21 protein-coding genes are annotated in these 22750 nt (G+C 33.7%); 16 read left to right on the top strand and 5 right to left on the bottom strand.

The window, feature by feature from the left end; genetic code table 11:
* The first annotated feature begins 34 nt into the window (after positions 1-34).
* Genes QY322_01875 through QY322_01865 form a run of 3 tightly spaced genes read left to right on the top strand, consistent with a single transcriptional unit; the run spans position 35 to position 2450 of the window.
* Positions 35-622, top strand: coding sequence for a dTDP-4-dehydrorhamnose 3,5-epimerase family protein (locus QY322_01875; protein WKZ26040.1), 588 nt, complete (start codon positions 35-37; stop codon positions 620-622).
* An 8-nt stretch (positions 623-630) separates the two neighbouring features.
* On the top strand, positions 631-1524 hold the full coding sequence (locus QY322_01870) for an NAD(P)-dependent oxidoreductase (GenBank protein WKZ26039.1): 894 nt from the start codon (positions 631-633) through the stop codon (positions 1522-1524).
* Positions 1521-2450 carry a glycosyltransferase family 2 protein gene (locus QY322_01865; protein ID WKZ26038.1) on the top strand — a complete coding sequence of 310 codons (930 nt, stop codon included), beginning with the start codon at positions 1521-1523 and terminating at the stop codon, positions 2448-2450. Before QY322_01870 ends, QY322_01865 begins: the two co-directional genes overlap by 4 nt.
* A gap of 7 nt (positions 2451-2457) precedes the next feature.
* Here the strand turns inward: QY322_01865 and QY322_01860 are convergent, their stop codons facing one another.
* A complete protein-coding gene (locus QY322_01860) occupies positions 2458-3423 on the bottom strand; it encodes a glycosyltransferase family 2 protein (protein ID WKZ26037.1) in 966 nt (321 codons plus the stop codon).
* Entirely contained in the window at positions 3390-4232 is an 843-nt protein-coding gene (locus tag QY322_01855; GenBank protein WKZ26036.1) for a glycosyltransferase family 2 protein, read from the bottom strand. The genes QY322_01860 and QY322_01855 overlap by 34 nt, the downstream gene beginning before the upstream one ends.
* A 64-nt stretch (positions 4233-4296) precedes the next feature.
* Between QY322_01855 and QY322_01850 the strand changes: the two genes are divergently transcribed.
* On the top strand, positions 4297-5184 hold the full coding sequence (locus tag QY322_01850) for a glycosyltransferase family 2 protein (GenBank protein WKZ26035.1): 888 nt from the start codon (positions 4297-4299) through the stop codon (positions 5182-5184).
* On the opposite strand, the gene trmD is transcribed toward QY322_01850, so the two are convergent.
* Positions 5178-5816: a tRNA (guanosine(37)-N1)-methyltransferase TrmD gene (gene trmD / locus QY322_01845; GenBank protein WKZ26034.1), complete on the bottom strand. Its 639-nt coding sequence runs from the start codon at positions 5814-5816 to the stop codon at positions 5178-5180. The genes QY322_01850 and trmD overlap by 7 nt on opposite strands.
* Before the next feature lie 22 nt (positions 5817-5838).
* Here trmD and QY322_01840 point away from each other — a divergent pair, with 22 nt between their 5' ends.
* Complete coding sequence (locus QY322_01840; GenBank protein ID WKZ26033.1) at positions 5839-6984, top strand: glycosyltransferase; 1146 nt, start codon at positions 5839-5841, stop codon at positions 6982-6984.
* Here the strand turns inward: QY322_01840 and QY322_01835 are convergent.
* Together QY322_01835 and QY322_01830 are read right to left on the bottom strand one after the other, a co-directional pair.
* Positions 6941-7363: a Zn-ribbon domain-containing OB-fold protein gene (locus tag QY322_01835; GenBank protein ID WKZ26032.1), complete on the bottom strand. Its 423-nt coding sequence runs from the start codon at positions 7361-7363 to the stop codon at positions 6941-6943. The genes QY322_01840 and QY322_01835 overlap by 44 nt on opposite strands.
* A gap of 63 nt (positions 7364-7426) precedes the next feature.
* Positions 7427-8557, bottom strand: a complete 1131-nt coding sequence (locus QY322_01830; GenBank protein ID WKZ26031.1) for a hypothetical protein — start codon at positions 8555-8557, stop codon at positions 7427-7429.
* A gap of 49 nt (positions 8558-8606) precedes the next feature.
* Between QY322_01830 and QY322_01825 the strand changes: the two genes are divergently transcribed.
* From QY322_01825 to QY322_01775, 11 genes are read left to right on the top strand one after another with little or no spacing between them, the layout of a single operon-like run.
* The gene (locus QY322_01825) at positions 8607-9305 is read left to right on the top strand and encodes a glycosyltransferase family 2 protein (protein WKZ26030.1); all 699 of its coding nucleotides are present in this window, start codon (positions 8607-8609) and stop codon (positions 9303-9305) included.
* A 20-nt stretch (positions 9306-9325) separates the two neighbouring features.
* Complete coding sequence (locus tag QY322_01820; protein ID WKZ26029.1) at positions 9326-10873, top strand: glycosyltransferase family 39 protein; 1548 nt, start codon at positions 9326-9328, stop codon at positions 10871-10873.
* 21 nt (positions 10874-10894) lie between these two features.
* On the top strand, positions 10895-11896 hold the full coding sequence (locus QY322_01815) for a bifunctional oligoribonuclease/PAP phosphatase NrnA (protein ID WKZ26028.1): 1002 nt from the start codon (positions 10895-10897) through the stop codon (positions 11894-11896).
* A complete protein-coding gene (locus QY322_01810) occupies positions 11880-13397 on the top strand; it encodes a glycosyltransferase family 39 protein (protein ID WKZ26027.1) in 1518 nt (505 codons plus the stop codon). The genes QY322_01815 and QY322_01810 overlap by 17 nt, the downstream gene beginning before the upstream one ends.
* Positions 13394-14143: a glycosyltransferase family 2 protein gene (locus QY322_01805; protein WKZ26026.1), complete on the top strand. Its 750-nt coding sequence runs from the start codon at positions 13394-13396 to the stop codon at positions 14141-14143. Before QY322_01810 ends, QY322_01805 begins: the two co-directional genes overlap by 4 nt.
* Positions 14144-14149: 6 nt before the next feature.
* On the top strand, positions 14150-15526 hold the full coding sequence (locus QY322_01800) for a hypothetical protein (GenBank protein WKZ26025.1): 1377 nt from the start codon (positions 14150-14152) through the stop codon (positions 15524-15526).
* Positions 15527-15542: 16 nt separating this feature from the next.
* Entirely contained in the window at positions 15543-17066 is a 1524-nt protein-coding gene (locus tag QY322_01795; protein ID WKZ26024.1) for a glycosyltransferase family 39 protein, read from the top strand.
* A 13-nt stretch (positions 17067-17079) separates the two neighbouring features.
* Positions 17080-18543, top strand: a complete 1464-nt coding sequence (locus QY322_01790; protein ID WKZ26023.1) for an oligosaccharide flippase family protein — start codon at positions 17080-17082, stop codon at positions 18541-18543.
* Positions 18503-20236 (top strand): hypothetical protein, encoded by a 1734-nt coding sequence (locus QY322_01785; GenBank protein WKZ26022.1) that lies wholly within the window; start codon positions 18503-18505, stop codon positions 20234-20236. The genes QY322_01790 and QY322_01785 overlap by 41 nt, the downstream gene beginning before the upstream one ends.
* A complete protein-coding gene (locus tag QY322_01780) occupies positions 20220-21086 on the top strand; it encodes a class I SAM-dependent methyltransferase (protein WKZ26021.1) in 867 nt (288 codons plus the stop codon). The genes QY322_01785 and QY322_01780 overlap by 17 nt, the downstream gene beginning before the upstream one ends.
* On the top strand, positions 21071-22738 hold the full coding sequence (locus QY322_01775) for a hypothetical protein (protein ID WKZ26020.1): 1668 nt from the start codon (positions 21071-21073) through the stop codon (positions 22736-22738). The genes QY322_01780 and QY322_01775 overlap by 16 nt, the downstream gene beginning before the upstream one ends.
* The last annotated feature ends 12 nt before the right edge of the window (positions 22739-22750 follow it).

Below are 22750 nucleotides of genomic sequence, written 5' to 3'. Positions count from 1 at the left end.
AACTTATATACATATACATTAGAATCAATTTAGTATGATGCGTTTTGACCCTGAGAAAAACATAATCAAGACATCTATCGAGGGAGTAGTCTTGATACAAAGACCTGTGATGGGTGATAGTAGGGGTTTTGTATATGAACCATATAACAAGGAAGAGCTTAAGGTGGCAACAGGAGTTGAGTTTAATCCTGTACAGTGGACACATGCGTATATAAAACCTGGAGTTATCAAGGCATTTCACAGAGAAGACTGGAATAAATTAATATACCCAGTAACCGGCAAGTTGTTTGCACCGATTGCTGATTTAAGACCTGAATCAAAGACTTTTGGAAAAGTTGAAATAATTGAAATAGATAACACTGACGACACAAAACCTAAAACCGCACTTTTTCTTCCAAAAGGAGGAATTGGTAATTCAATATGTACACCAGGAAATGAAATGATGCATTACTTTTATTTAATTGATGAGTATTGGGATGATACTAAGGCCTCAGGTGTTGCTTGGGACGATCCTGACCTGGCCGTTAAATGGCCAATTAAAGACCCAATTTTATCTGAAAGAGATAAAACAAATAAAACATTAAGACAGACTTTTCCAGAAAAATTTACATCCAAAGGATGATGCATAGAATGAAAAAAGTATTAGTAGTTGGTGCAACAGGGTTAGTTGGTTCTAGATTTGTACAACTTGTAAAATCTGAATTAGATATTATTGCCGTTGATGAAAAGACCTTGGATATTACAAATAGTGATGCAGTAAACAAGTATTTTAATGATAATTCCTTTGACTCGGTTATAAATTTTGCAGCAGTCACCAACGTTGACGGTGCTGAAAAAGAACGAGGAGATGAAAATGGATTTACTTGGAAGCTTAATGTTGTAGGACCCCTGAACTTAGCTGAAGTGTGTCTAAAGCATGATCGTTTTTTGATTCAGATATCTACAGACTTTGTGTTTAAGGGAACTGAAAACGATCCTGGGCCCTATTCAGAAAATACTCCTCTCCCAGAAGAGAATAGTGGAATTGGGTGGTATGGATGGTCCAAGAATAGATCTGAAAAATTAGCTAGGGAATCAGGAGCAAGATTTGCAGTAGTACGAATAGCCTATCCCTTTTACCCTTCCTTATATGAAGCAAAGTTGGATTTCGCCAAGAACTATCTGAAATTGTTTGATGAAGGAAAATTGTTTCCTATTTTTACTGACCAAATTTTAAGTGTTTTAAACGTCGATGATTTAGTTGAACCGATGACCAAGATTATAGATAATGAGCTAGAGGGCGTCTTTCATTTAGTTTCCAGTGATACTACAACACCATTTGACTTTGTTGAGTATTTACTTTGGAAAGCTAGAAAAGTAGAAGGTGTTGTTCAAAAAGGATCTATGACAGAATTTTTGAAAGCAGAAGGAAGAACACCAAGACCGAGGCTTGGAGGACTCCAAACTAAAATAACTGAAGAAAAGCTTGGTATAAAACTTCCAACATGGAAAGAAATGATAGATGAATTTGTATCCAAACTATGAAAACTAAAGTCTCCATAATTATTTTAACCACAAATGCTTTAAGTATGACAAAGGAGCAACTTTTGGATGTAGCTAAACTAGATACAGGAAATTTGGATGTTGAATGCATGATTGTAGATAATGGTTCTCCTGATGGCACTGAAGAAGCTTTAAAAGATTATAAATTATCCAATATGAAGTATAAGTTCATTCAAAGCGGTGCAAACTTAGGTTTCGCTGGTGGAAATAACGTGGGGATTAAAGACGCTGTAAGACGTAAATTTGATTACATAATATTAATGAACAATGATCTGATTTTGCAAAAAGATATTGTTGTTAAACTTGTTGACTATATGAAAAAAAATCCTGAAGTTGGAATAGCGTCACCTAAGATGTACTTTGCTAAAGGATATGAATTTCATAAAGATAGATATAAAACTTCAGAAAAGGGAAATGTTTTATGGTACGCAGGTGGCATAATTGATAAACATAATGTATACACATCACATCGTGGTGTAGATGAAATTGATAAAGGACAATACGACAAGATTGAAGAAACAGATGTGGCAAATGGAGCATGTGTAATAGTAAAGCGAGAAGTATTTAAGAAAGTTGGACTTTTAGATGCATCATTCTTTCTTTATTGGGAAGATGCAGACTTTTCAGAAAGAGTAATACGTGCAGGATATAAGGTAATGTATTATCCAGACACTTGGATGTGGCATAAGGTATCAGCTTCAACTGGTGGATCAGGAAGCCCTACAAATGATTATTTTTTAATTAGAAATAGATTTTACTACTCAATGAGATACTCACCATTAAGAACAAAATTTGCGGTATTAAGAGATACTGTAAGACAAATATTCACGGGCAGAACTTGGCAAAAATGGGGAGCTATAGACGCATTATTAGGTAGAAAAGGCATGGGTCAGTGGAAATATAGATAAATACTTGTTAGAAGCTAGTTAGAGCCTTCAAATAAATTTTTGTAATATTTAATTTACCAAAAATAGTATAAATTATTATTCTTAATAAAACTCCAAACTTAAGTACTCCGGTTAATATAGGAAGTTGCCATTTTGGCATGTGTAACTTATAAAATAACCTAAGGTTTTGCATTTCCATAATTGTCGCTTTTTCACTTCCGTTTGTGGCCATTCCATAGTGAACAGTTTTCCATTTTGGTAAGTACCATGTTTCCCAACCCTTTAGGTAAAATCTGTATGCTAGTTCAACCTCTTCCACATAAAGGAAAAACTTTTCATCAAATATGCCCGCCTCATCCATTGCTGATTTACGCATAAAGAAAAATGCTCCAGTTACCCAGTCTTGTTTATGTGCCTTTTTGTAATAATCTTCATTAGTGTGAATAAATGAAGAAGAATGCATTGGGTGATATGGTTTAATAATGTTATCAAGGTATGGAATATCGTCGATAAAAGTCATCCACGCAATAACTCTTAATAGAGTAGGAAAATATCCACCTGATCCTTGGTAGTTCTTGAGATCTGGGTTTACTAACGCACAACTAGAAAGACCAACTTTAGGATGAGAATCCATCCACTCAATCATTTCTTTGAAAATGTTTTTATCAATTATTTCTGTATCATCATTTAAAAGTAATACATATCTACCTTTTGCTATTCTCATTCCCATATTGTTGTTTTCACCAAAACCACCATTTACTTCTCTTCTTATTATTATTACTTCTGAAAATTGTTTCTTAATTTGTTCGCCAATTTTATCGACTGAAGCATTGTCAACAATAATTATTTCATTAGGAATACCTTTTAGTGCTGAATATAAAGTTTTTAAACAGCCACCAAGGTATTTAATTTGAGACGACACGATTACTATAGAAATTTCGATGTCTGTTTGTTTGAGTTTCATTTGTTTAATTTTGAAAGTAATTTTTGCCATTTTTGACCAGACCAAAGAATTACATTGATTATATAGTGATTTATAAATCCATGATAAATTTTGCTTGATGGAATTAGTTTTTTCCATCTTTCGGCTTCATTCGCCATCTTTTTGAATGTTGCCCCGTGGTAATGTGTGATTACTGACTCTGGAAGATAATAAACCTTAAGTCCATTTTTCCAGCACTGTCTACAATAATCTATGTCTTCAAAATAGGCCCAATACCGTTCATCCAAAATTCCAACTTTCTTAATAGCTTTGGGTGTCATTAAAAATACTGCTCCAACTACGGAATCAACTGTTGTTGGTTTATCTCCAAGAGGCGCAAACTTGTCAAATAACCCTTTTCTTCCTCCAAAATACTCAAGGATAGCGTTCTTAACTGTTGGAAAGTTAAAACAAGACATTTGTAGTGTTCCATCTATATTTAATAATCTGCTACCTATAACGCCTGCATCTTCAGTTTTTTCTGCAAACTTAATCAGGTTTTGAAGTGCGTCTTTGTGTACGATTGTGTCATTGTTTAAAAGTAATACATATTTTCCCTTAGCTCTTCGTATACCTTGGTTGTTTGCTTTAGCATAACCAGTGTTTGTGTCATTTAGAATTAATGTAAACTTACCATTCCAAAATTTTTCTTTGGAAATTTTTTGAAAAGCTTCAACAGAGCCATCACTACTACCATTATCTGTAAGTAATACTTCAATTGGAATACTGCCAGCTTCTTTTTGAATTGATCTAATGCAACCCACAGTCAGGTCGCGCGTGTTCATATTTACAATTACTACAGATAATAGTATCTTTTTCATACAGTGTTATTGTAACATACCTAGGCTCTTGAAAAATAACATAAAAACTGAAACAATATAACTTATGAAATCACACAAACCAAAGTTGTCTATAATTATTCTAAACTACAACACAAAGGAACTTTTATCAGATTGTTTGAAATCTGTTAAAGAAAACATGGGCGAAGTCCCAATGGAGGTTATTGTTTCTGACAACTCCTCAAATGATGGCAGTCCAGAAATGATAAAGAAGAATTTTCCTTGGGTTAAATATATAGAAGGACCAAACGAAGGTTTCTCAAAAGGTAACAATAGGGCAAAACCATATGTTAATGGGGAAATGGTTTTGTTTTTAAATCCTGATACGTTAGTTCACAAAGATGTTTTTGCAAGAACCGTAAGATATCTTGAAGAACACCCAAAGGTGGGAGCAGTCACTTGCAAACTAATTCTGCAGGATGGCAGTATGGATAAAGATGTCAGGAGGAAGTTTCCTACCCCCTGGGTATCTTTTAATAAATTAGTTTTGGGTAGAAGCCATGATTATTACTATGACTATATTCCAGATACGGCAACACATGAGGTTGAAGCAATTCAGGGTGCATTTTTCTTAACTTACAAAAAACTTTTGGATAAAGTTGGTTGGTTTGATGAAAGATACTTTTTTGATGGGGAAGACGTTGATCTTTGTTATCAAATTCACAAAACAGGATATAAGTTAGTTTATTATCCAGACGTATATATTACCCACTTAAAAGGTGTTACTAAGGGTAAGGTTAAAAAATGGAGACACAAGTTAACTGATGCCCAAAGAAGAAAAATTAGACTTGCAGGGGTTGCATCAATGGAATTGTTTTACAGAAAAAATTTGTGGAATAAATATCCACTTCTGTTTAATTATTTCGTAGTTTTAGGGATTAACTTATTTAAGATAGTGAGATATGTAAGGGTAGTATTTTTGTCTTCCTATTGATTACTTTTTCTCCACTTTTCAATTTCACCATGGTTTCCTGTAAGTAATATTTCTGGGACTTTTAAACCATTATAATCTTCAGGGCGAGTATATTGAGGATATTCAGAATCGAAACCAGAGTGTGATTCTTCAGCTAGAGATTCTGGTTTAATCACGTTTGGAATAAGTCTTGTAACTGCATCGGCTATAACCATTGCTGGGATTTCACCTCCCGTTAAAACATAATTTCCAATAGACACAACTTCATCAACTAAATTTTCATGAACCCTGTGGTCAATTCCTTCGTATCTACCACAAATTAGTACAAGTTTTTCAAGTTTTGAGTATTCGTATGCCCTAGATTGATTAAATTTTTCTCCACCAGCATCTAGTACTACTATTCTTGTATTTGGGTCGCCCTTTTTTACACCGAGTGACTTTAGGGCATTGTCTACAACGTCAACACGAATTATCATACCAGCTCCTCCCCCATACGGCTTATCATCAACTGTTCTTCTTTCATCTATTCCAAACTCACGCATATCTACAACATTTAATTTTAAAAAGTCCTTGTCTTGTGCTCTCCACATAATTGACTCATTCATTGGTCTTTCAAACATTGTCGGAAAAAGTGTGATTATATCAATTTGCATAATGATATTGTATCATTTAAGTATGTTAAAAGTTGCAGTTGTTATACCCGTTTGGAATGAGGTTCATAACGTTAAAAAAATGATTGATGAGCTTTTCGAAGTTCATTTTCCAAAAATTGAGGCTGAAATGCACCTATTGATTGTTGATAATCATTCAAACGACGGCACAGAAGGTGTGGTCAAGGACTTTGCCAGAAAATACAAAAATTTAGAGATTATCCAACAACAAAACAAAGGTTTAGGTTGGGCTTATGTAACAGGCTTTAAGTATGCAATTAATAATTTAAAAGCTGATGCGGTCATGGAGATGGATGGAGATTTTCAACATCCACCAAGATTTGTCAAACCGATGGTCGACAGTTACTTAGCTGGATCTGAATATTGTATTGGCAGTAGATACATTAAAGGGGGTTCAGTACCAAAAGAATGGCAACTATCAAGAAAGGCCGTTTCATATTTAGGAAACCTTTTTATTAGACTTGTCTTGTTAAAACCATCACTACACGATTTGACTACTGGTTTCAGGCTTACAAAAGTTAAAGGTGTTCTAGATCAGATTGACTTAGAAAACTTAATGGAGCTAGACCGATTTGCATATAAAGTTGACTTGTTATATCAGTCAGTCAAGCTATCAAAGAAAACCGTTGAGGTACCTTTAGAATTTGCCCCCAGAACAATGGAGAAATCAAAATTTAATCCAAAAGAAATGATAGCAACATTTAAAGTTGCAATTATTTTAGGTATAAAAGACAAAATGAGATTTATTAAATTTGGCATAGTTGGTGGGACAGGGTTTATTGTTAATTACTTGGGTCTGGAATTACTTAAAATGTTTGGACTTAGTACATACTGGTCTACGTTACTTGCCACAGAATTAGCAATAATCTCCAACTTTACATTCAATAATATATGGACCTTTAAAGATAAAGAAATCAAAAGATTTAGAGATATTTTGGTTCAATTTGGCAAATTTAACTTAACCTCAATTTTTGCAGTTATATTTCAACCATTAATTGTTTCTTTGGGAACATACCTATTTGGAGACACATCAATTATCAGGCTTGCTTCGCTACTATTTGCCCTTATCTTTGTTTTGATATACAACTACACAGTCTATAACTTATTCATCTGGAAAACTTGGAAGAATCCGTTTGTAAAACGGGCCTAAATTTATAGCCATATACAATTAAACCTCTTTCATCACCGTCATCTTTCATCTTTCTGGTAACCATCTCAACAGGCATTCCAATTTCAATGTCGTTTTGGTCAACATCGGTTAATTGGGCTGTAAGCATTGGGCCTTCATCAAGTTTTACAAGTGCCACTGTGTATGGAACTTGCCCTTCATAACCACTTGGGGCTTCATAAACAGTAGTATGTGAATAGACTTCCCCTTTACCGCTAAACGTAAAAAGATCTTTTGCCTCGTCTCCGCAGTTGTTACATATATCTCTAGGAGGAAACATTTTGTGATCACAATGTGGGCACACTTCTCCTACCAGATTATATCTTTGTTGTTTTAGCCTCCAATGTCTAGCTATTTCCATTTGTATATTATTAGTCTTTGAATATGTGTAAAACCCACAGGCTTTATTTTTGTTAGAAGGTAATTAAAGGAATGGAGCCCAGTTAGATATTGGCATGGCGTTTTGAGATATGAAGGTTAGTGAATAAAGATAAATTGGGATTATCAAAACTGCCATTGCAATTTTAAATTCTGTTTTTATTATAAAATCCTTATAACCTAACAACAAGAATGGTACTAGAGGTAAAGAATATCTTAACAAATCCCTATGTGCCACAAATAAGAGTGGTATAAAAAAGATTAGTGAGAAATAGAAATATGTTGATAGCTTTTCTTGAAAGAGTTTATAAATTCCTAATACTCCAAATAAATATACAAATATTATCTCTTCAAGCCAAAAAGTACCTACCCATACGTCTGAATAGTTAAAAATTTGAAAAGGTGGGAAAAACAAGTGCATATTATCTCCAGATTTAAAATAAGTAAGGAAATCTCCATATGCATATTTATATAGTGAAAAGACTAACAATACTCCAAAAGGCATTAAGAGAAGTGGTATGTATTTTTTAATTTTTATTTTATCTAGATTGTGTATCTGAGAAATAACAATTTGGAGAATATATGCTCCAAAAAGTAGTATTGCAGGGGACTTGGTTATCTGTGCTAGCATTCCCCAAAGTCCTGCAAGCCAATATTTTTGTTTATCAAAATAGTATGTTGAGGCAAGGATTGCTGCAATAAAAAAAGGTTCAGGAGAACCTACCGATCTGACTATTAACCATCTTGCAGGAAAAACTGAAAACACAAACGTCAGCCAGAGTGCATTGTTTTTGTCTAAATATTTTCTTGCATGTTTATAAAAGAAGAAAAGAGCTAGGATAGTTGTTAATATTGTTGTAGCCAACATTGAATATGGATGACCTAAGATATAGCCAAAAGCTTTGATTAATAGTGGAAACAGGGGAAAGTGTGCTGAGTAGTATTCATTAGTAAGGGGGAATTGATAATTGGCGCTAATCAACTCGGGGTCATATAGTGTTTTGGCAGCTACAATGTATAACGGTCCGTCATAATTAGCAACAATAGTTGCCATACCTTGGTTTGGTAGTGGGATGTTCCAAAATTTTTCCAATCTGAAAAAAAAAGGCAACCAAATCAAAAGAGTTGGAACAATTGCAAACAAGATAATAGGTATGAATTTAGATAGCTTTCTCATAATTTGATAATATCACATCTAAGCTCGGATGTGTTAGACTTACCAATATATGGATTCTCTTTCTGTCTTTTTTCCAACATATAATGAAGAAGGAAATATCAAGGGTACTGTGAATAAGGCTGTTGATGTCTTAAATAAAAGGTTTAAAAGTTGGGAGATAATTGTGGTTAATGATGGCTCTACGGATAGAACAGGTCAGATTGCAAGTCAATTAAGAAATAAAAATCCTAAAATAAAAGTCATTACCCACAAACAAAATAAAGGCTATGGAGCAAGTTTACAATCTGGGTTTTATAACGCAAAATATGACTGGATTGCATTTACAGATTCAGATGGACAATTTGACCTTTCCGAAATTGATAATTTTATAAAAAAGCAGAAAGAAACAAACGCAGACCTTGTGATTGGTTATTATAAAAAACGCAGGGTAAGTAAGTTTAAAATAATTACTTCCAAAATGTGGGAGATTTCAGTAATGTTACTTTTTGGATTATATGTAAAAGATATTGATTGCGGCTTTAAGTTGATTAAAAGTGAGGTGATCAAAAAAATTCCACGTTTGGAAAGCGAGAGGGGTGCATTTATTTCTTCAGAATTTTTGATTAAAGCAAAAAAAGCAGGCTTTAAAATAGTTGAGATCCCAGTGACACATTATCCAAGAACACAAGGAAAAGGAACTGGTAGAGATTTGAAGGTAATTGTAAAAAGCTTTGTGGATTTATTTAGATTGTGGCGCAAACTCAAATAAACTTTATAGACATCAAACATATGAACTTAAAACTTATGAATTATAAATTTATTAATTTTATAAAAACTAATTGGCTGATTATTTTAATTTTATTGGTGGGAGCTTTCTTGAGACTCTATAAAATTGACCAATATATGACCTTTTTAGGGGATGAGGGTAGGGATTCGATAGTTGTCAGAAATTTACTTGTTCATAAGGATTTATTTTTGATAGGTCCTGGCACCTCGGTTGGGAATATGTATTTGGGTCCTCTATATTATTATTTGATTGCAATTCCCTTGGCTTTAGCCAATTTCTCCCCTGTGGGTCCTGCTGTATTTGTGGCTTTGTTGGGTGTGTTTACGATATGGTTTGTATATTTTGTGGGCTGTGAGTGGTTCAGTAAAAAAGCTGGTTTAATTGCATCACTTCTTTTTGCAGTTAGCCCGACTGTTATAATTTTCTCTCATTCATCGTGGAATCCGAACATAATGCCCTTCTTTGCCCTACTAACAGTCTATTCAGTCTGGAAGTTTTGGAAAAAAGGATTGTATAGTTGGCTAGTAGTTCTTGGTATTTCATTTGCATTTTGTTTGCAGTCTCACTATTTAGGTTTGCTTTTGGCACCTGTAATTTTATTATTTTGGGTATGGAAAGTTTTAAGGTTTAACTTGGCAGGGAACTGGACTGGGGAAGTAGCAAGTTTTATGAGAATGAGTATTTTTGGCTTAATAACATTTTTGTTTTTAATGTCACCACTTTTGGCTTTTGACATTCGTCACAATTGGTTAAATACAAACTCCTTAGTAAAATTCGTAACAGAAAGAGAAACTACTGTCTCTGCAAAACCATGGAGTGCTTTACCTAGAATTCCAGAAATTGCTGAAAACATTTCAACATCTTTACTTGGAGTTGGAAATAAAAATTTGGGTAATCTTATTTTGACAATTGTCTCCATACCATCAATTTTATTTGTGTTAAGTCGTAAAAAATTACACAAGAACGAAGCAGAAGGATTCTTGTTTTTAACTGTCTGGTTATTTTTTGGGTTTATAGGTTTTGGAATATATAAACAACCTATCTATGATCACTATTTTGGTTTTCTATTTCCTGCGATTTTTTTGTTCTTCGCAGGCTTTATTGATGGGATTCTTGAGAACTTAAGTAAAATTGGTGTTGGTCTAATATATTTATTGTTAGGATTTTTGGTTATTTGGAACATATCTGAAACACCAATTCTTAAAGAGCCAAACAGACAAATGGCAAGGGCACAAAATGTTGCTACAAAAATAATAGATGAGTCAAAGACAGCTGAATTTAACCTTGCTGTGATTGCAGATAGTAATTACGAAGATGGATACCGTTACTTTTTAGAAAAAGAAAGCGATAAAGTTGTCAAAATTGACGCCCAGATAGAAGAATCAATAAAAGATCAACTTTTTGTTGTCTGTGAAAAACCAAAAGAAAAATGTGACCCAACTCATTCACCTAAGGCAGAAGTTGCCAACTTTGGTTGGAGCAAAGTTGAAAGTGTTTGGGAAGTGGACGGTGTTATAATATACAAACTGGTACACAGTAAAAAACAATAAATTAGAGAAATCATAAATTTTATGAAAACAACAAATTATAATGAATCACAGTTAATATTAGAGGAAATTAAAAGGGTCAAAAGAATACTTCTAAACTGTCATCGTTCACCAGACCCCGACTCAATTGGTAGTGCCTTGGCAATGAAAGGTGTGCTTTTGGCTATGGGTAAAGAAGTTGAGGTCATCTGCCCGAGCGACGAGCTGTATCAAAATGTTAGCTATCTTTCAGGTTTTGACACAATCAAGAAAGGTGTCAACTTCAATGAGTTTGACTTCTCAAGTTTTGAGTTGTTCATTACCTTGGATTCTTCAAATTGGGATATGGTGACTGGTTTAAAAAATTTTATACCTAAAGATATTAGGACTATAGTTATCGATCATCATCATACTAACAATAAGTATGGCGAGATTAACCTAATAGATCAAAAAGTTACCTCGGTGGGAGAGTTGCTTTATTTAGTTTTTGAGGATTGGAATATTGTTTTAAACAAGGAAATTGCAGATTCACTGATGGCAGGAATAGTTGGAGATACTGGGGCATTCAGATACCCTGGTGCGAATGAGAGGACCTTTAATACTGTAAGCACTTTAATGAAACTGGGGGGTGATAAAGACAAAGCTATTCATAATTTATATAGAAGCGACTCTTTTGAGTTAATCAAGTTTTACGGAGAAGCCTTATCTAGTGTTCAAATCGATAAAGAGCATAAATTTGTTTGGACGGCATTACCTCACCAAGTTTATCAGAAATATAATAAACTGACCATGGCTAAAGAGTCTGTCGCTAGTATGTTTTGTCAGGTTGTTGAGGGGACTGAATTTGGATTTGTTGCCTTAGAACAAGAAAAAGATGTTTTAGCTATAAGTTTTAGGTCGAGAACCGGTTTTGATACCTCGGCAATTGCTACAGAGTTAGGTGGCGGTGGTCATATATATGCGTCAGGCGCCAAAGTAGAAGCTCCATTTAACGAGGCCTTGGAAAAAGTTTTGACTGTATGTCGTAAATATGCCAATAAATCTTGAGAAGAAATTCTTAACAAAAATTAAGCATAACTTCTTGCTATGTGGCAAGAAGTTGTTTACTCCTTGGAACATATTAATTTTCGTAATTTTGATTACAGCCTTTTTGGTACGAATATATAGACTTCCTGAACTTTTAGGTTTTTGGTATGACCAAGGTCGCGATGCTTTGGTTATTTGGGACTTAATTCATAATGGTAAATTATTTTTAATAGGCCCAATGATGGGGAATACCGGTATCTTTAGAGGTCCTTGGTATTATTATTTAATTACCCCCGCTTACTATTTTTCTAACGGTAATCCATTGTATGCAAATTATTTTTTGATATTCATATCAGTTTTGGCTTTACTTATTTTATACTTAGTTGCAAAAAATATATCTAATAAAAGAGTGGGTTTGTTTGCATTATTAATTGCAAGTTTTTCTAGTTATATAATTGGGGCATCTAGGTGGCTTTCAAATCCTACTCCCACAATGCTGACGGGTGTGGTATTTGTTTTTTCAATGATAAAGTTCCTTGAAAAAAGATGGTGGTCTTTGCCTCTGGCCTCATTTGTCATCGGTATGGGTTTAAACTTTGGAGCTGCTACTGAGCTTTATTTGATCCCCGCATTGCTTTTGATTTTATTTCTAAACAAAAAGTTAATTCCAAGCTTAAAAATTATAACACTCTCAGTGTTTGTTTTTGTTTTTACCTTTTTACCACAAATATTATTTGAAGTAAGACATAAAGGCGTAATGATAAAAGCTTTTTATAACTTTGTATTTAATGAAAAGACCTTTACGATTGATTTTATACAGACATTAACTGCCAGGTTTTCAAAATACTATGACCTTTTTGCATCAAAGTTTTGGGTTGATGGTGATCTGTTTTTTTTACCCTTTCTTGTTTTATTTGTATATTTACTATTTAAAAATTTCAAGGTACTTTGGAAAAACAAAAAGTTTCAAATTTTGTTTATTACATTTTTAGCCCCATTTGTAGGAACGTTATTTTTTGTTAGTAATTTAGGAGGTTTTTATGATTATTATTTTACTGCTTACTATTTAGTTTTTATTCTGATGTTCGCTGTGGTTCTTGATTCCCTTTGGCAGTCAAATTGGGGTAGGTTAGTAGGAATATCTTTTTTGATTATTTTTTCAATTCAAAATTACAACAGTTTTGAATATTATAAGAAACCATTAAATGATCCTGAAATAATAGCTTTCAAGAACCAGTTGGATATGGTTGAGTGGATTAAGAATGACTCCGATGCAGATTTTAACGTTGATGTCTATGTACCACCAGTAATACCACACGCATATGACTACTTGTTTAAATGGCAAAACTTAGATCAATTTCCAGAACAAACAAGTTTACTTTATACTGTTTATGAAGTTGACCCACCACACCCTGAGAGGCTTGAGGCATGGCTAGACAGACAAGAGGGTATTGGTATGGTGGTTGATGATGAAAGATTCGGTGGAATTGTAGTACAAAAAAGATATAGAATAGAAAAATGAGAAGACCATTTTTAAGTGTAGTAATACCGTCTTATAACGAAGAGAATAATATAAGAACGGGTGCTCTTTCGGGTATATGTGACTATTTAGGTGGCCAGAAATATACTTGGGAGATATTAGTCGTTGATGATGGATCCACAGATAAAACGGGTGAATTGGCTGAAAAATTTGCTGTTAATCGTAAAAATGTGAGAGTTTTAAGAGAGCCTCACAGGGGGAAGGGTGGAACTGTGATTGCAGGAATGCTTCAGGCAAAGGGGGAAATAATAATATTTGATGATATGGATCAGGCCACACCCATAGATCAGTTAGAAAAAGTATTACCAAAGTTTAAACAGGGTTACGACATTGTTATTGGTTCAAGAGCAGGTAGGGAAGGAGCACCTCTAATTAGGAAAACCATGGCCTATGGGTTTTCAATTCTTAGAAATATAATATTGCAGCTTCCTTATAAAGATACTCAATGTGGTTTTAAGGCCTTTACAATGTCAGCATCTAACAAGATTTTTAAAAGACTTAAAGTTTTCAATCAAAAACAAGCCCAGTCGGGGGCATCTGTTTCAGCTGGGTTTGATTTAGAAATTCTATATGTTGCAAGAAAATTAAAACTAAAAGTTGCAGAAGTTCCAGTTGTCTGGCATCACAAAGAGGGGACAAAAGTAAATCCAATTAAAGATTCTTGGGAAGGGTTTAGGGATCTTGTTAAGGTTAGAATTAATGCAATTTACGGTAGATATAAAGTATAAATATTAATGAAAAGGTATTTAAATTTCAAAAAAATATTTGTAGTTTTAGTTTTACTATTGGCCTTATTTTTAAGGTTTAACAATCTTCACCAGAGAACTCACTTTGACGCAGACCAAGAGTGGTTGGCTACTAGGGCAACCGAGTTATTAAAAGGTGATTTACCTCTATTGGGCCCTGTTACTTCAATCGGCAGTTTTTCAATAGGTCCAGGTTTTATTTACCTTTGGGCATTTTTTAGTTTTTTATTTAGTGGTGCACCAGTTGCAGGTGCCTACTTGTCAGCTGTTTTGGGTCTTCTATTTTTGATTACATTATTTTTATTTACTAAATATTTTATAGATTTAAAAGTAGCCTACTTAGTTCTATTTCTAGCTGCAATTTCTAGTAAACTAATATTTTGGGATCAGCAACCTTGGGCACCTTCATTGTTTTATACAGCACAGATGTTGATTCTTGCTGGTGGATACATTTCTATTAAAAAACAAGTAGGATATTTGATTTTGGCTGTTGGTTTGGTTCTAGCGTTTCAGTCCCATTTTGGAGTAATCCTAAGTTTTGTTTCTTTGCTTGTTTACTTTCTCCTTGTAAGACCCGTAAAACCAAAAGTTATGACATCTATTGCTACTGTGGCAATATTATTTGTTGGCTTTTTACCCAACTTAGTTTTTGATTTAAGTCACAATTTTATAAATTTAAAAAAGCTTTTTGAAGTGTTTAGAGGTGATAGTGTTGATTATTTTATAAGCCTTAATAAGGTAATTAATGTTTTAAATTCTAGTGCTACATCTCTTATTTATCCAAAGAATACTAATCTTTTAGATACAATATTCACAAAAGGTTTATTCGCATTGGTCTTGGTCAATGCTTTCAGTTTATTAAGAGACAAAAAATTAAAAAATTTGTCATTGTTGTTACTAACAACAGCTTTATTGCCAGCTATTCTGTTTTATCTACAACAGGGGAAATTTTCTGAGTATTATCTATTAATGTCTGTTCCCTCCCTTATATTATTACTTGCTCTATTTTTGAAGAGGTTGATCAGTTACAAAATGATTGTTTTTTTAATAATTATTATTTCTGTTTATTTTAATTTTAAGCAAATTGATTCAAGATACGTTTCTTGGAACTTAAAGGCTAAAGAAAATATTGCTCAAAAGATAGTTGAAATAGGAGGTACAGAAGGTTATGGAATATCTATAAATTCTAAGAGAGGTGATAGGTTTGGTTTTGAATACATATTCGACTACTATCAAATAAAAGCAGATGTCCCACCCAAAATAGGTGAAACGAGAATATTTTCTGTAGCTATCCCTCAGGGCTTTGAAGGTATAGTTGGTACCCATTCATACGATGGAATAGGTCTATTATGGTCGGGGATATGATATTATTATTCTAAAGATGAACCTCAATAAAATATTTAAAGAGTGGGGATGGACAATATTCATATTATTTGTAATTTCTGGTATTGGGCTTGGTATTAGACTTTACAATTTAACAATACTTCCAGTCTTTGTAGACGAAGCAATATATGTTAGGTGGTCACAGGTTATGGCTATCGAACCAACTCTTCGTTTTTTACCATTGTCTGATGGTAAGCAACCTCTTTTTATGTGGGTTCTAATGTTTTTAATTAAATACTTTAGTGATCCATTGTTTGTGGGAAGACTTATATCAGTTGGTACAGGTATGGGCACTATTTTAGGAGTTTTTACTTTATCTTATTTGTTGTTTAAAAATAAAAAGACTGCTGTGGTTGCTACTCTTTTATATACCGTCTCACCCTTTTCCGTCTTTTTTGACAGGATGGCTTTAGTTGATTCGATGCTCTCAATGTTTGGTATTTGGACTGCTGTTTTTGGATACTTAACAGCAAAACACAAACGATGGGACCTTGCAATGTTGACAGGTTTTATGTTGGGTTTTGCATTTTTGACAAAATCACCAGCCATTTTTGTTGGACTTTTATTGCCTTCATTTTGGTGGCTTACTGGCCTTAGAGGTATTTGGAAGCTAGGAGCAACCTATGTAATAGCATTTGCAATGTACAACGTCCAGAGACTAGGACCAAACTTTGACATGTTAAGTTCTCGCACAGGGGATTATGTCAGGCCTTTAAATCATATCTTTATTAACTTTTTTGACCCCTTAATACCACATTTAAAAGATGTTGCAGTCTGGCTTTCAAGTTTTGGTCCGTCCGCCATTATCCCTGTTGTTTTAATTGGTGCATATTTGGGATTCAAGCAGAACTTCAAAACAACAATTTTACTTTTGGGGTGGTTGCTTGTTCCTATTTTTATTCAGTCAGAGCTGGCACTTGCTTTTACCGCAAGATATATTTATTTTACAATTCCATATCTTTTTATTCTTGCGGGGCTAGTGGTAGTTACTGATCAAAAGTGGTTACGTTATATCGGTTACGGGTTAATAACTGTTTTTCTTGTGCAAAGTTCAATCTTTAATTTTTATTTGTTAACAAACCCTGAAAAAGCCAATCTGTCCAGAGGTGAGAGATCAGGTTATCTTGAAGAATGGACTGCTGGACAGGGAATTAAAGAAATTTCAGAATATTTAAAAAATGAATCGTCATTAATTGATAATCAGCAAATCATAGTAGGTACAGAAGGATATTTCGGAACTCTTCCTGACGGTTTGCAGATATATGTTAATGATCATCCAAACATTGTTGTCATTGGGGTGGGTGTGATAATTACTGAGACCCCCAAAAGTTTGAAAGAAGCAGTTGAAGCGGGGAACAAAACTTATTTAGTTGTTAACAAATCAAGGTTTAGAGCAGATTATGAGGAACTTGGCTACAAATTTATTGCAAAATATCCAAAAGGTCTAAGGTTAACAGATTCTGATCAGTATGCAAAATATGGCCCTCAGGAAGAACTTCTCTTTTTTGAGATTGTAAAGTGATACAATTTAACCTGTGGAGGAAGAAATTGGAATAGATACAATTAAACAAAAGTCAGTGCGTGGTATTGTAGTTTTAACTGGCAGAACCTTTTTACTTCAAATAGTTGCCTTAGTGGCTCAGTTTTTACTTTTTGCATATCTTGGAACGTATGAGTTTGGTGTTTTTGCAATAGTTTCCGCAATTGTTAATTTTTTGGTTTACTTTTCTGATATTGGTCTGGCTGCGGCGTTAATTCAAAAAAAAGATAAACCTACAGATGTTGATTTGAGAACCACATTCTTTGTGCAACAAGTGTTGGTGTTCACCCTAATAGGTATTGTTATTTTTCTAACACCTTACTTTGTTGAAAAGTATTCACTAACCTATGATGGAAAAATTCTTCTTTATGCCTTAAGTTTTTCTTTAATTTTATCTTCTTTTAAAAGTATCCCATCTGTTTTGTTGGAAAGAAAGTTGGAATTTACCAAGTTGGTTTTTCCTCAAATTTTAGAGCAGATTGTATATAACGTTATTTTGGTGGTAATGGCCATGAAGGGTTATGGCTTGTTTAGTTTTAGTGTTGCAGTTGTTGTTAGAGGCTTTGTTGGATTAATTACACTATATTATTTGCAACCATGGAAAATTGGCATTGCATTTTCACTGGATACATTAAAAGGTCTCTTTAAGTTTGGAATTCCATATCAAGTAAATACTTTTTTGGCGACGTTAAAGGATGACGGGCTAGTAATTGTCTTAGGGGGTATCATTGGACCTGCTGGGGTTGGAGTACTTTCATTTGCTCAAAAGATAACTAGGTTGCCTCTAACTTTCTTTATGGATACAGTTACTAAAGTTATGTTCCCTGCCTTTTCTAGATTACAAGATGACAGAGATAACTTAGAAAGAAGTGTTACAAGGTCAATATTTTTCATTTGTCTTTTTGTTTTCCCAAGTTTAATGGGAATAGTAATATTGGCACCTTTATTGGTTAGGGTTGTACCTAGGTACGAGCAGTGGGTTCCTGCATTGGTACCAATCGTTTTCATAGCTATAAATTTTGCATTTGCTGCAGCTACTACTCAACTAACCAACTTGTTAAATGCTATTGGTAAAATTAAGTACACTTTTTATCTAATGATTATGTGGACCGTACTTACTTGGATCTTTATTCCACCATTGGCTATAAAATTTGGGGTAGTTGGCGTATCAATTGGATACTCCTTAGTTGGGGTTTCATCAGTTGTTGCAATTTATGTTGCAAAACAAAAAGTAAATTTTTCCATAACCAACTCAATGATTAAACCACTAATAGGAACTATTGTAATGGGAGCAGTACTACTAGTTACTAGAAACTTCTTGGATGTAAGTGTTAATTCAATGATTGTTTTGACGCTTATTGGTGCGATGGTTTATATTTCATCAATGACGGCAATGATGGGATTGTCTTTAATAGAAGATGCTAAAAAAAGCTTTAAACAAATATTTAATCGGAATTAGTCTAATACTTTTAATTGGTATCAGATTTATCTGGCTTAATAGTTTTCCAGTTGGGATGGATGCAGATCAGTTTGAAGTTGCATTGAGTTCCAAAACCATTGCCAACTATTCTGTTGATTCGTCTGGGACTGCTTGGTATAAGTCAATATTCTCAAATGATACAAAAGCAGGCATAGCTGGTTTTCCCTCACTTATTTTATCGCCTATATATAAAGTTATTAATGGTAATCTAACTGAGTCGAGGTTGATATTCGTTTTGATTAATCTTTTGACAATCCTGTTTATTAGTTTTTGGTTGTACGAGTTAACGCAAAAAAAGGATATATTAGTTTTTTATATTACCTTGTTTGTTGGTCTTATCAACCCTTGGCTGTTTACTTATTCTAGGTTGCCGACAGAAGCTCCTTTCGCACTTCTAATGATAATGCTCGGTTCCTATATCTTGACCAAGTTTAGAAACAAAAAAATATTCTACTCATTACCTTTCTTCATCGCCGGTTTTTACTCTTACTTTGGTTCAAAACCTATTTTATTGATTCTTGTTCCCATATTGCTTATTTTTCATTATGTATATAACAAAAGAAAAAATATGTATCTCTACCTTGTTTATTTGGTAATTTTTGTTTTGACTACAGTTGTCTATTTTATTCCACTTTACGGAGGTCAGAACACCACATTCAACCAAAGAAGCCATAAGGAACTTATATTTTTAAACCCCGATCATTTGATGTCTAAAGTAAATGAGTACAGGAAAAACTCTATAGATTTTCCATATAAAGAGATAATAATAAATAAATATACATTTACTGGATTGAAATTCACGGAAAACTATATCGGTTATATAAGCTCAGATATTCTTTTTTGGAAGGGAGATCTAAGAGGGTTGTATACATTTGAAGATCACGGATTAATCTATTTGCTTGATTTGTTATTTATAGTTGTTGGAATATACTCTTTAAGGAAATATGGTTATGTAGTATGGCCGTTGGCACTTTTTTTCGTACTGGCGCCAGTACCATCTGCCCTGAGTTTGAACGGTGATTCATATTTTTACAGATCCTTCTTATTAGTACCGTCTTTTATTATTTTAATTGCACTAGGTATATACGAATCCATTCTAGTTTTGCCTAAAAAATACTTTACTCTGGGATTGCTTACTATACTTTTTACCTATCTTGCATTATTTGTGGTTTTTCTAATCTTTTACTTTTTTAGATATCCCATAAGGCAGCATTCAAATAATTTTGTAGAAGGCAGATTAATATCAAGTTATGTTGATATGGTTAAAGATCAAGAGATTACTGTCTTAACAACTTCACCGTATTCTATATTTAATGAATTGATATTTTATAACCGCGATTATTTTGATATTTCGATGAACAACTTGAGCAAAGAAAAAAGTAGGTATGAAATTGGAAAAGTTCTGATAACTGATGATTGTAGTGAGTTAGGGCGGGTTGGAGTAGTATTCTTAGATTCCAAACTAGATTGTGTTATTGAAAATGAAAAATACTTGGTATTACAAAACCAGAGTGATTCGGGTGTCACTTTTAAGATTTTTAATGATAGACTATGTAATCAAAGTGAGTTGGCGGTATATCGACGGTCCCATTTGATTTCTGACTATCATATAGAAAAGATGACCAGCGACGAGTTTTGTAATAGATGGATTCAAAATGGCAAAACTAACTAATAAATGTCCGATCTGCAAAAGTAAAAGAAATACCAAATATTGGGCAATGCATGGTTATAAGTTGTCGAGATGTAAAGAATGTGAGTTTGTTTGGGACTCAAATCACCAAGTGGATGTTTTGCTTCAATATGATAAATCCTACTTTCAAAACGATAATCCAAAAGGTGGTTATACAAATTATTTTGAAGGGATGAGAATAAATAAAAGAACTTTTATTGATAGATTGAAGAAAATAGAAAAAAAGCTGAAATTTAAAGGAAGGTTATTAGATGTAGGCGCTGCGCTGGGTGATTGTCTTGAAGTCGCAACACATCTGGGATGGAAAGACTCGTATGGTGTGGAAGTATCAGAGTTTGCAGTGAGTCAGGCTAAAAAAAGGGGAGTTACTAACATAAAAAACACTGTGCTAGAAGACTCTGGTTACCCAAGGAACAATTTTGATATTATTACCTACCAAGATGTGATTGAACATGTGAGCAACCCCATTAAGGAGTTAAAAATTGCGTATAAATATTTAAAAAAAGATGGACTCATATTTTTAGTAACTCCTGATATTGGAGGGTTGTGGCACAAATTATTAAAATCCATGTGGTATCACTATAAACCTGGTGAACATATCATGTATTTTACACAAGGATCGTTAAGATTAGCTTTAGAAATGGCGGGATTCAAAAATATTGAGACCAGAAAGACTTATCACGTTTTAAGCTTGGAGTATGTTTTCAGCAGGTTGAAATATTATTCTCCATATTTTTTTGAGATGATGGTCACGCTTTCAAAAAAGTTAGGTATTCAAGATTACTCATTTCGAGCATATACAGGTGAAATTGAAGCATGGGGTCAAAAATAATACTTATTATTATCGGAACCAGTCTATGGTCTTTGACCATGATTAGAAGTGGATGGCTGTATGGCTATGGTATCGGTTTTTGGGGTCCAAATGGACATGATGGTGTATGGCACATAGCTCTCTCAGAAAGTCTCGCGCGCGGTAGTCTTAATAACCCAGTATTTTCCGGAGAGCCACTTAAGAATTACCATATTGGTTTTGATTTATTACTTGCCTTAGTTAATCAAATAATAAAAGTACCGGTTAACACTCTTTATTTTCAAATTATTCCCCCAATTATGGCTTTTTTAATTGGTTTATTGACCTATAAATTTATCTTTCTTTGGAGAAAATCTAAGAGTGAGGCTTTTTGGTCGACTGCCTTTGTATATTTTGGAAGTGGTTTAGGTTTCTTGCTGACCTTTTTACGCAATGGAGAAATAACTGGAGAATCAATGTTTTGGTCCCAACAATCTCTATCTACTCTAGTTAATCCACCCCTTGCTTTATCTTTGATTTTTATTCTACTTGGTTTAATCTTTCTTCAGAAGTATGAACAAACACGCAAAAATTACCATATTTTACTCTCTATGGTCTTTTTTGGTCTACTTATCCAAATAAAGGCATATGCTGCAATCTTAGTTCTTGGTGGTTTGTTTGTTTCTGGAGCATATTCATTAGTAATAAATCATAAATTCCATATTATGAAGGTTTTTTGTGGCTCACTACTTATTAACATAATATTATTTTTTATGGTTAAGAATGATAGTGTATCTGTATTTACGTGGTACCCCTTTTGGTTCTTGGAAACAATGATGATTTATTCTGATAGGGTGGGTTGGGAAAGGTTTTATTCAGCCATGACTACATACAAAATGGGTAATATCTGGTTGAAGGCCACGCTGGCTTACGCAACTGCCTTTTTAATCTTCATTGTTGGAAATATGGGCCTTAGGGTTATCGGATTTTGGTATTTCTTGCAAAAGAAATTAAAAATTGATAGTACTTTAATAATACTGGTTACTATTTCTGGAGTGGGATTGTTAATACCTATGTTCTTTGTTCAGGTTGGTACTCCATGGAACACTATTCAGTTTTTCTACTACTATTTATTTATCTTTTCTCTTTTTGCAGGTATTGTGATTAGTAGATCTGGATTGGTCATAAAAGCACTATTTATTACATTTTCTATTTTTGGTTCCTGGGCTACGTTACAACATTATCTGCCACCCAAACCTCAATCTATGGTTACAAAGTCAGAACTAGAGGCATTATCATTTCTGAAACAGCAGTCCAACGCTGTAGTTTTGACATATCCCTATGACAAATATAAAGCAATAGAGGCCCTCAAGAATCCACCTCGTCCGCTTTATACATATGACTCAACCGCCTATGTGTCTGCATACGCTCATAAAAATGTTTACATAGAAGACGAAGTTAACTTAAATATCATGGGTTATGAGTGGAAAGAGAGAAGAGATAATGTATTTAATTTTTTTACAAGTTTAGATTTGGAATTTGCCAGAAGTTTTCTTGAAGACAACAATATTAAATATTTATATTTGGTCAAAGAAATGACACCCTTAAGTGGGGAACTGATGAAGATTGGTCCTTCAGACTTAAATTTGACTAAAATCTATGAAAACGAAATTGTTGTTATTTATTCACGCTAAACTGGTATAATA

The organism is bacterium (assembly GCA_030583725.1).
GTDB lineage: Bacteria > Patescibacteriota > Microgenomatia > UBA8517 > UBA8517 > JAUYMM01.
The sequence above is the reverse complement of the archived record's forward strand: the minus strand, read 5'-3'. Positions and strand labels throughout refer to the sequence as shown.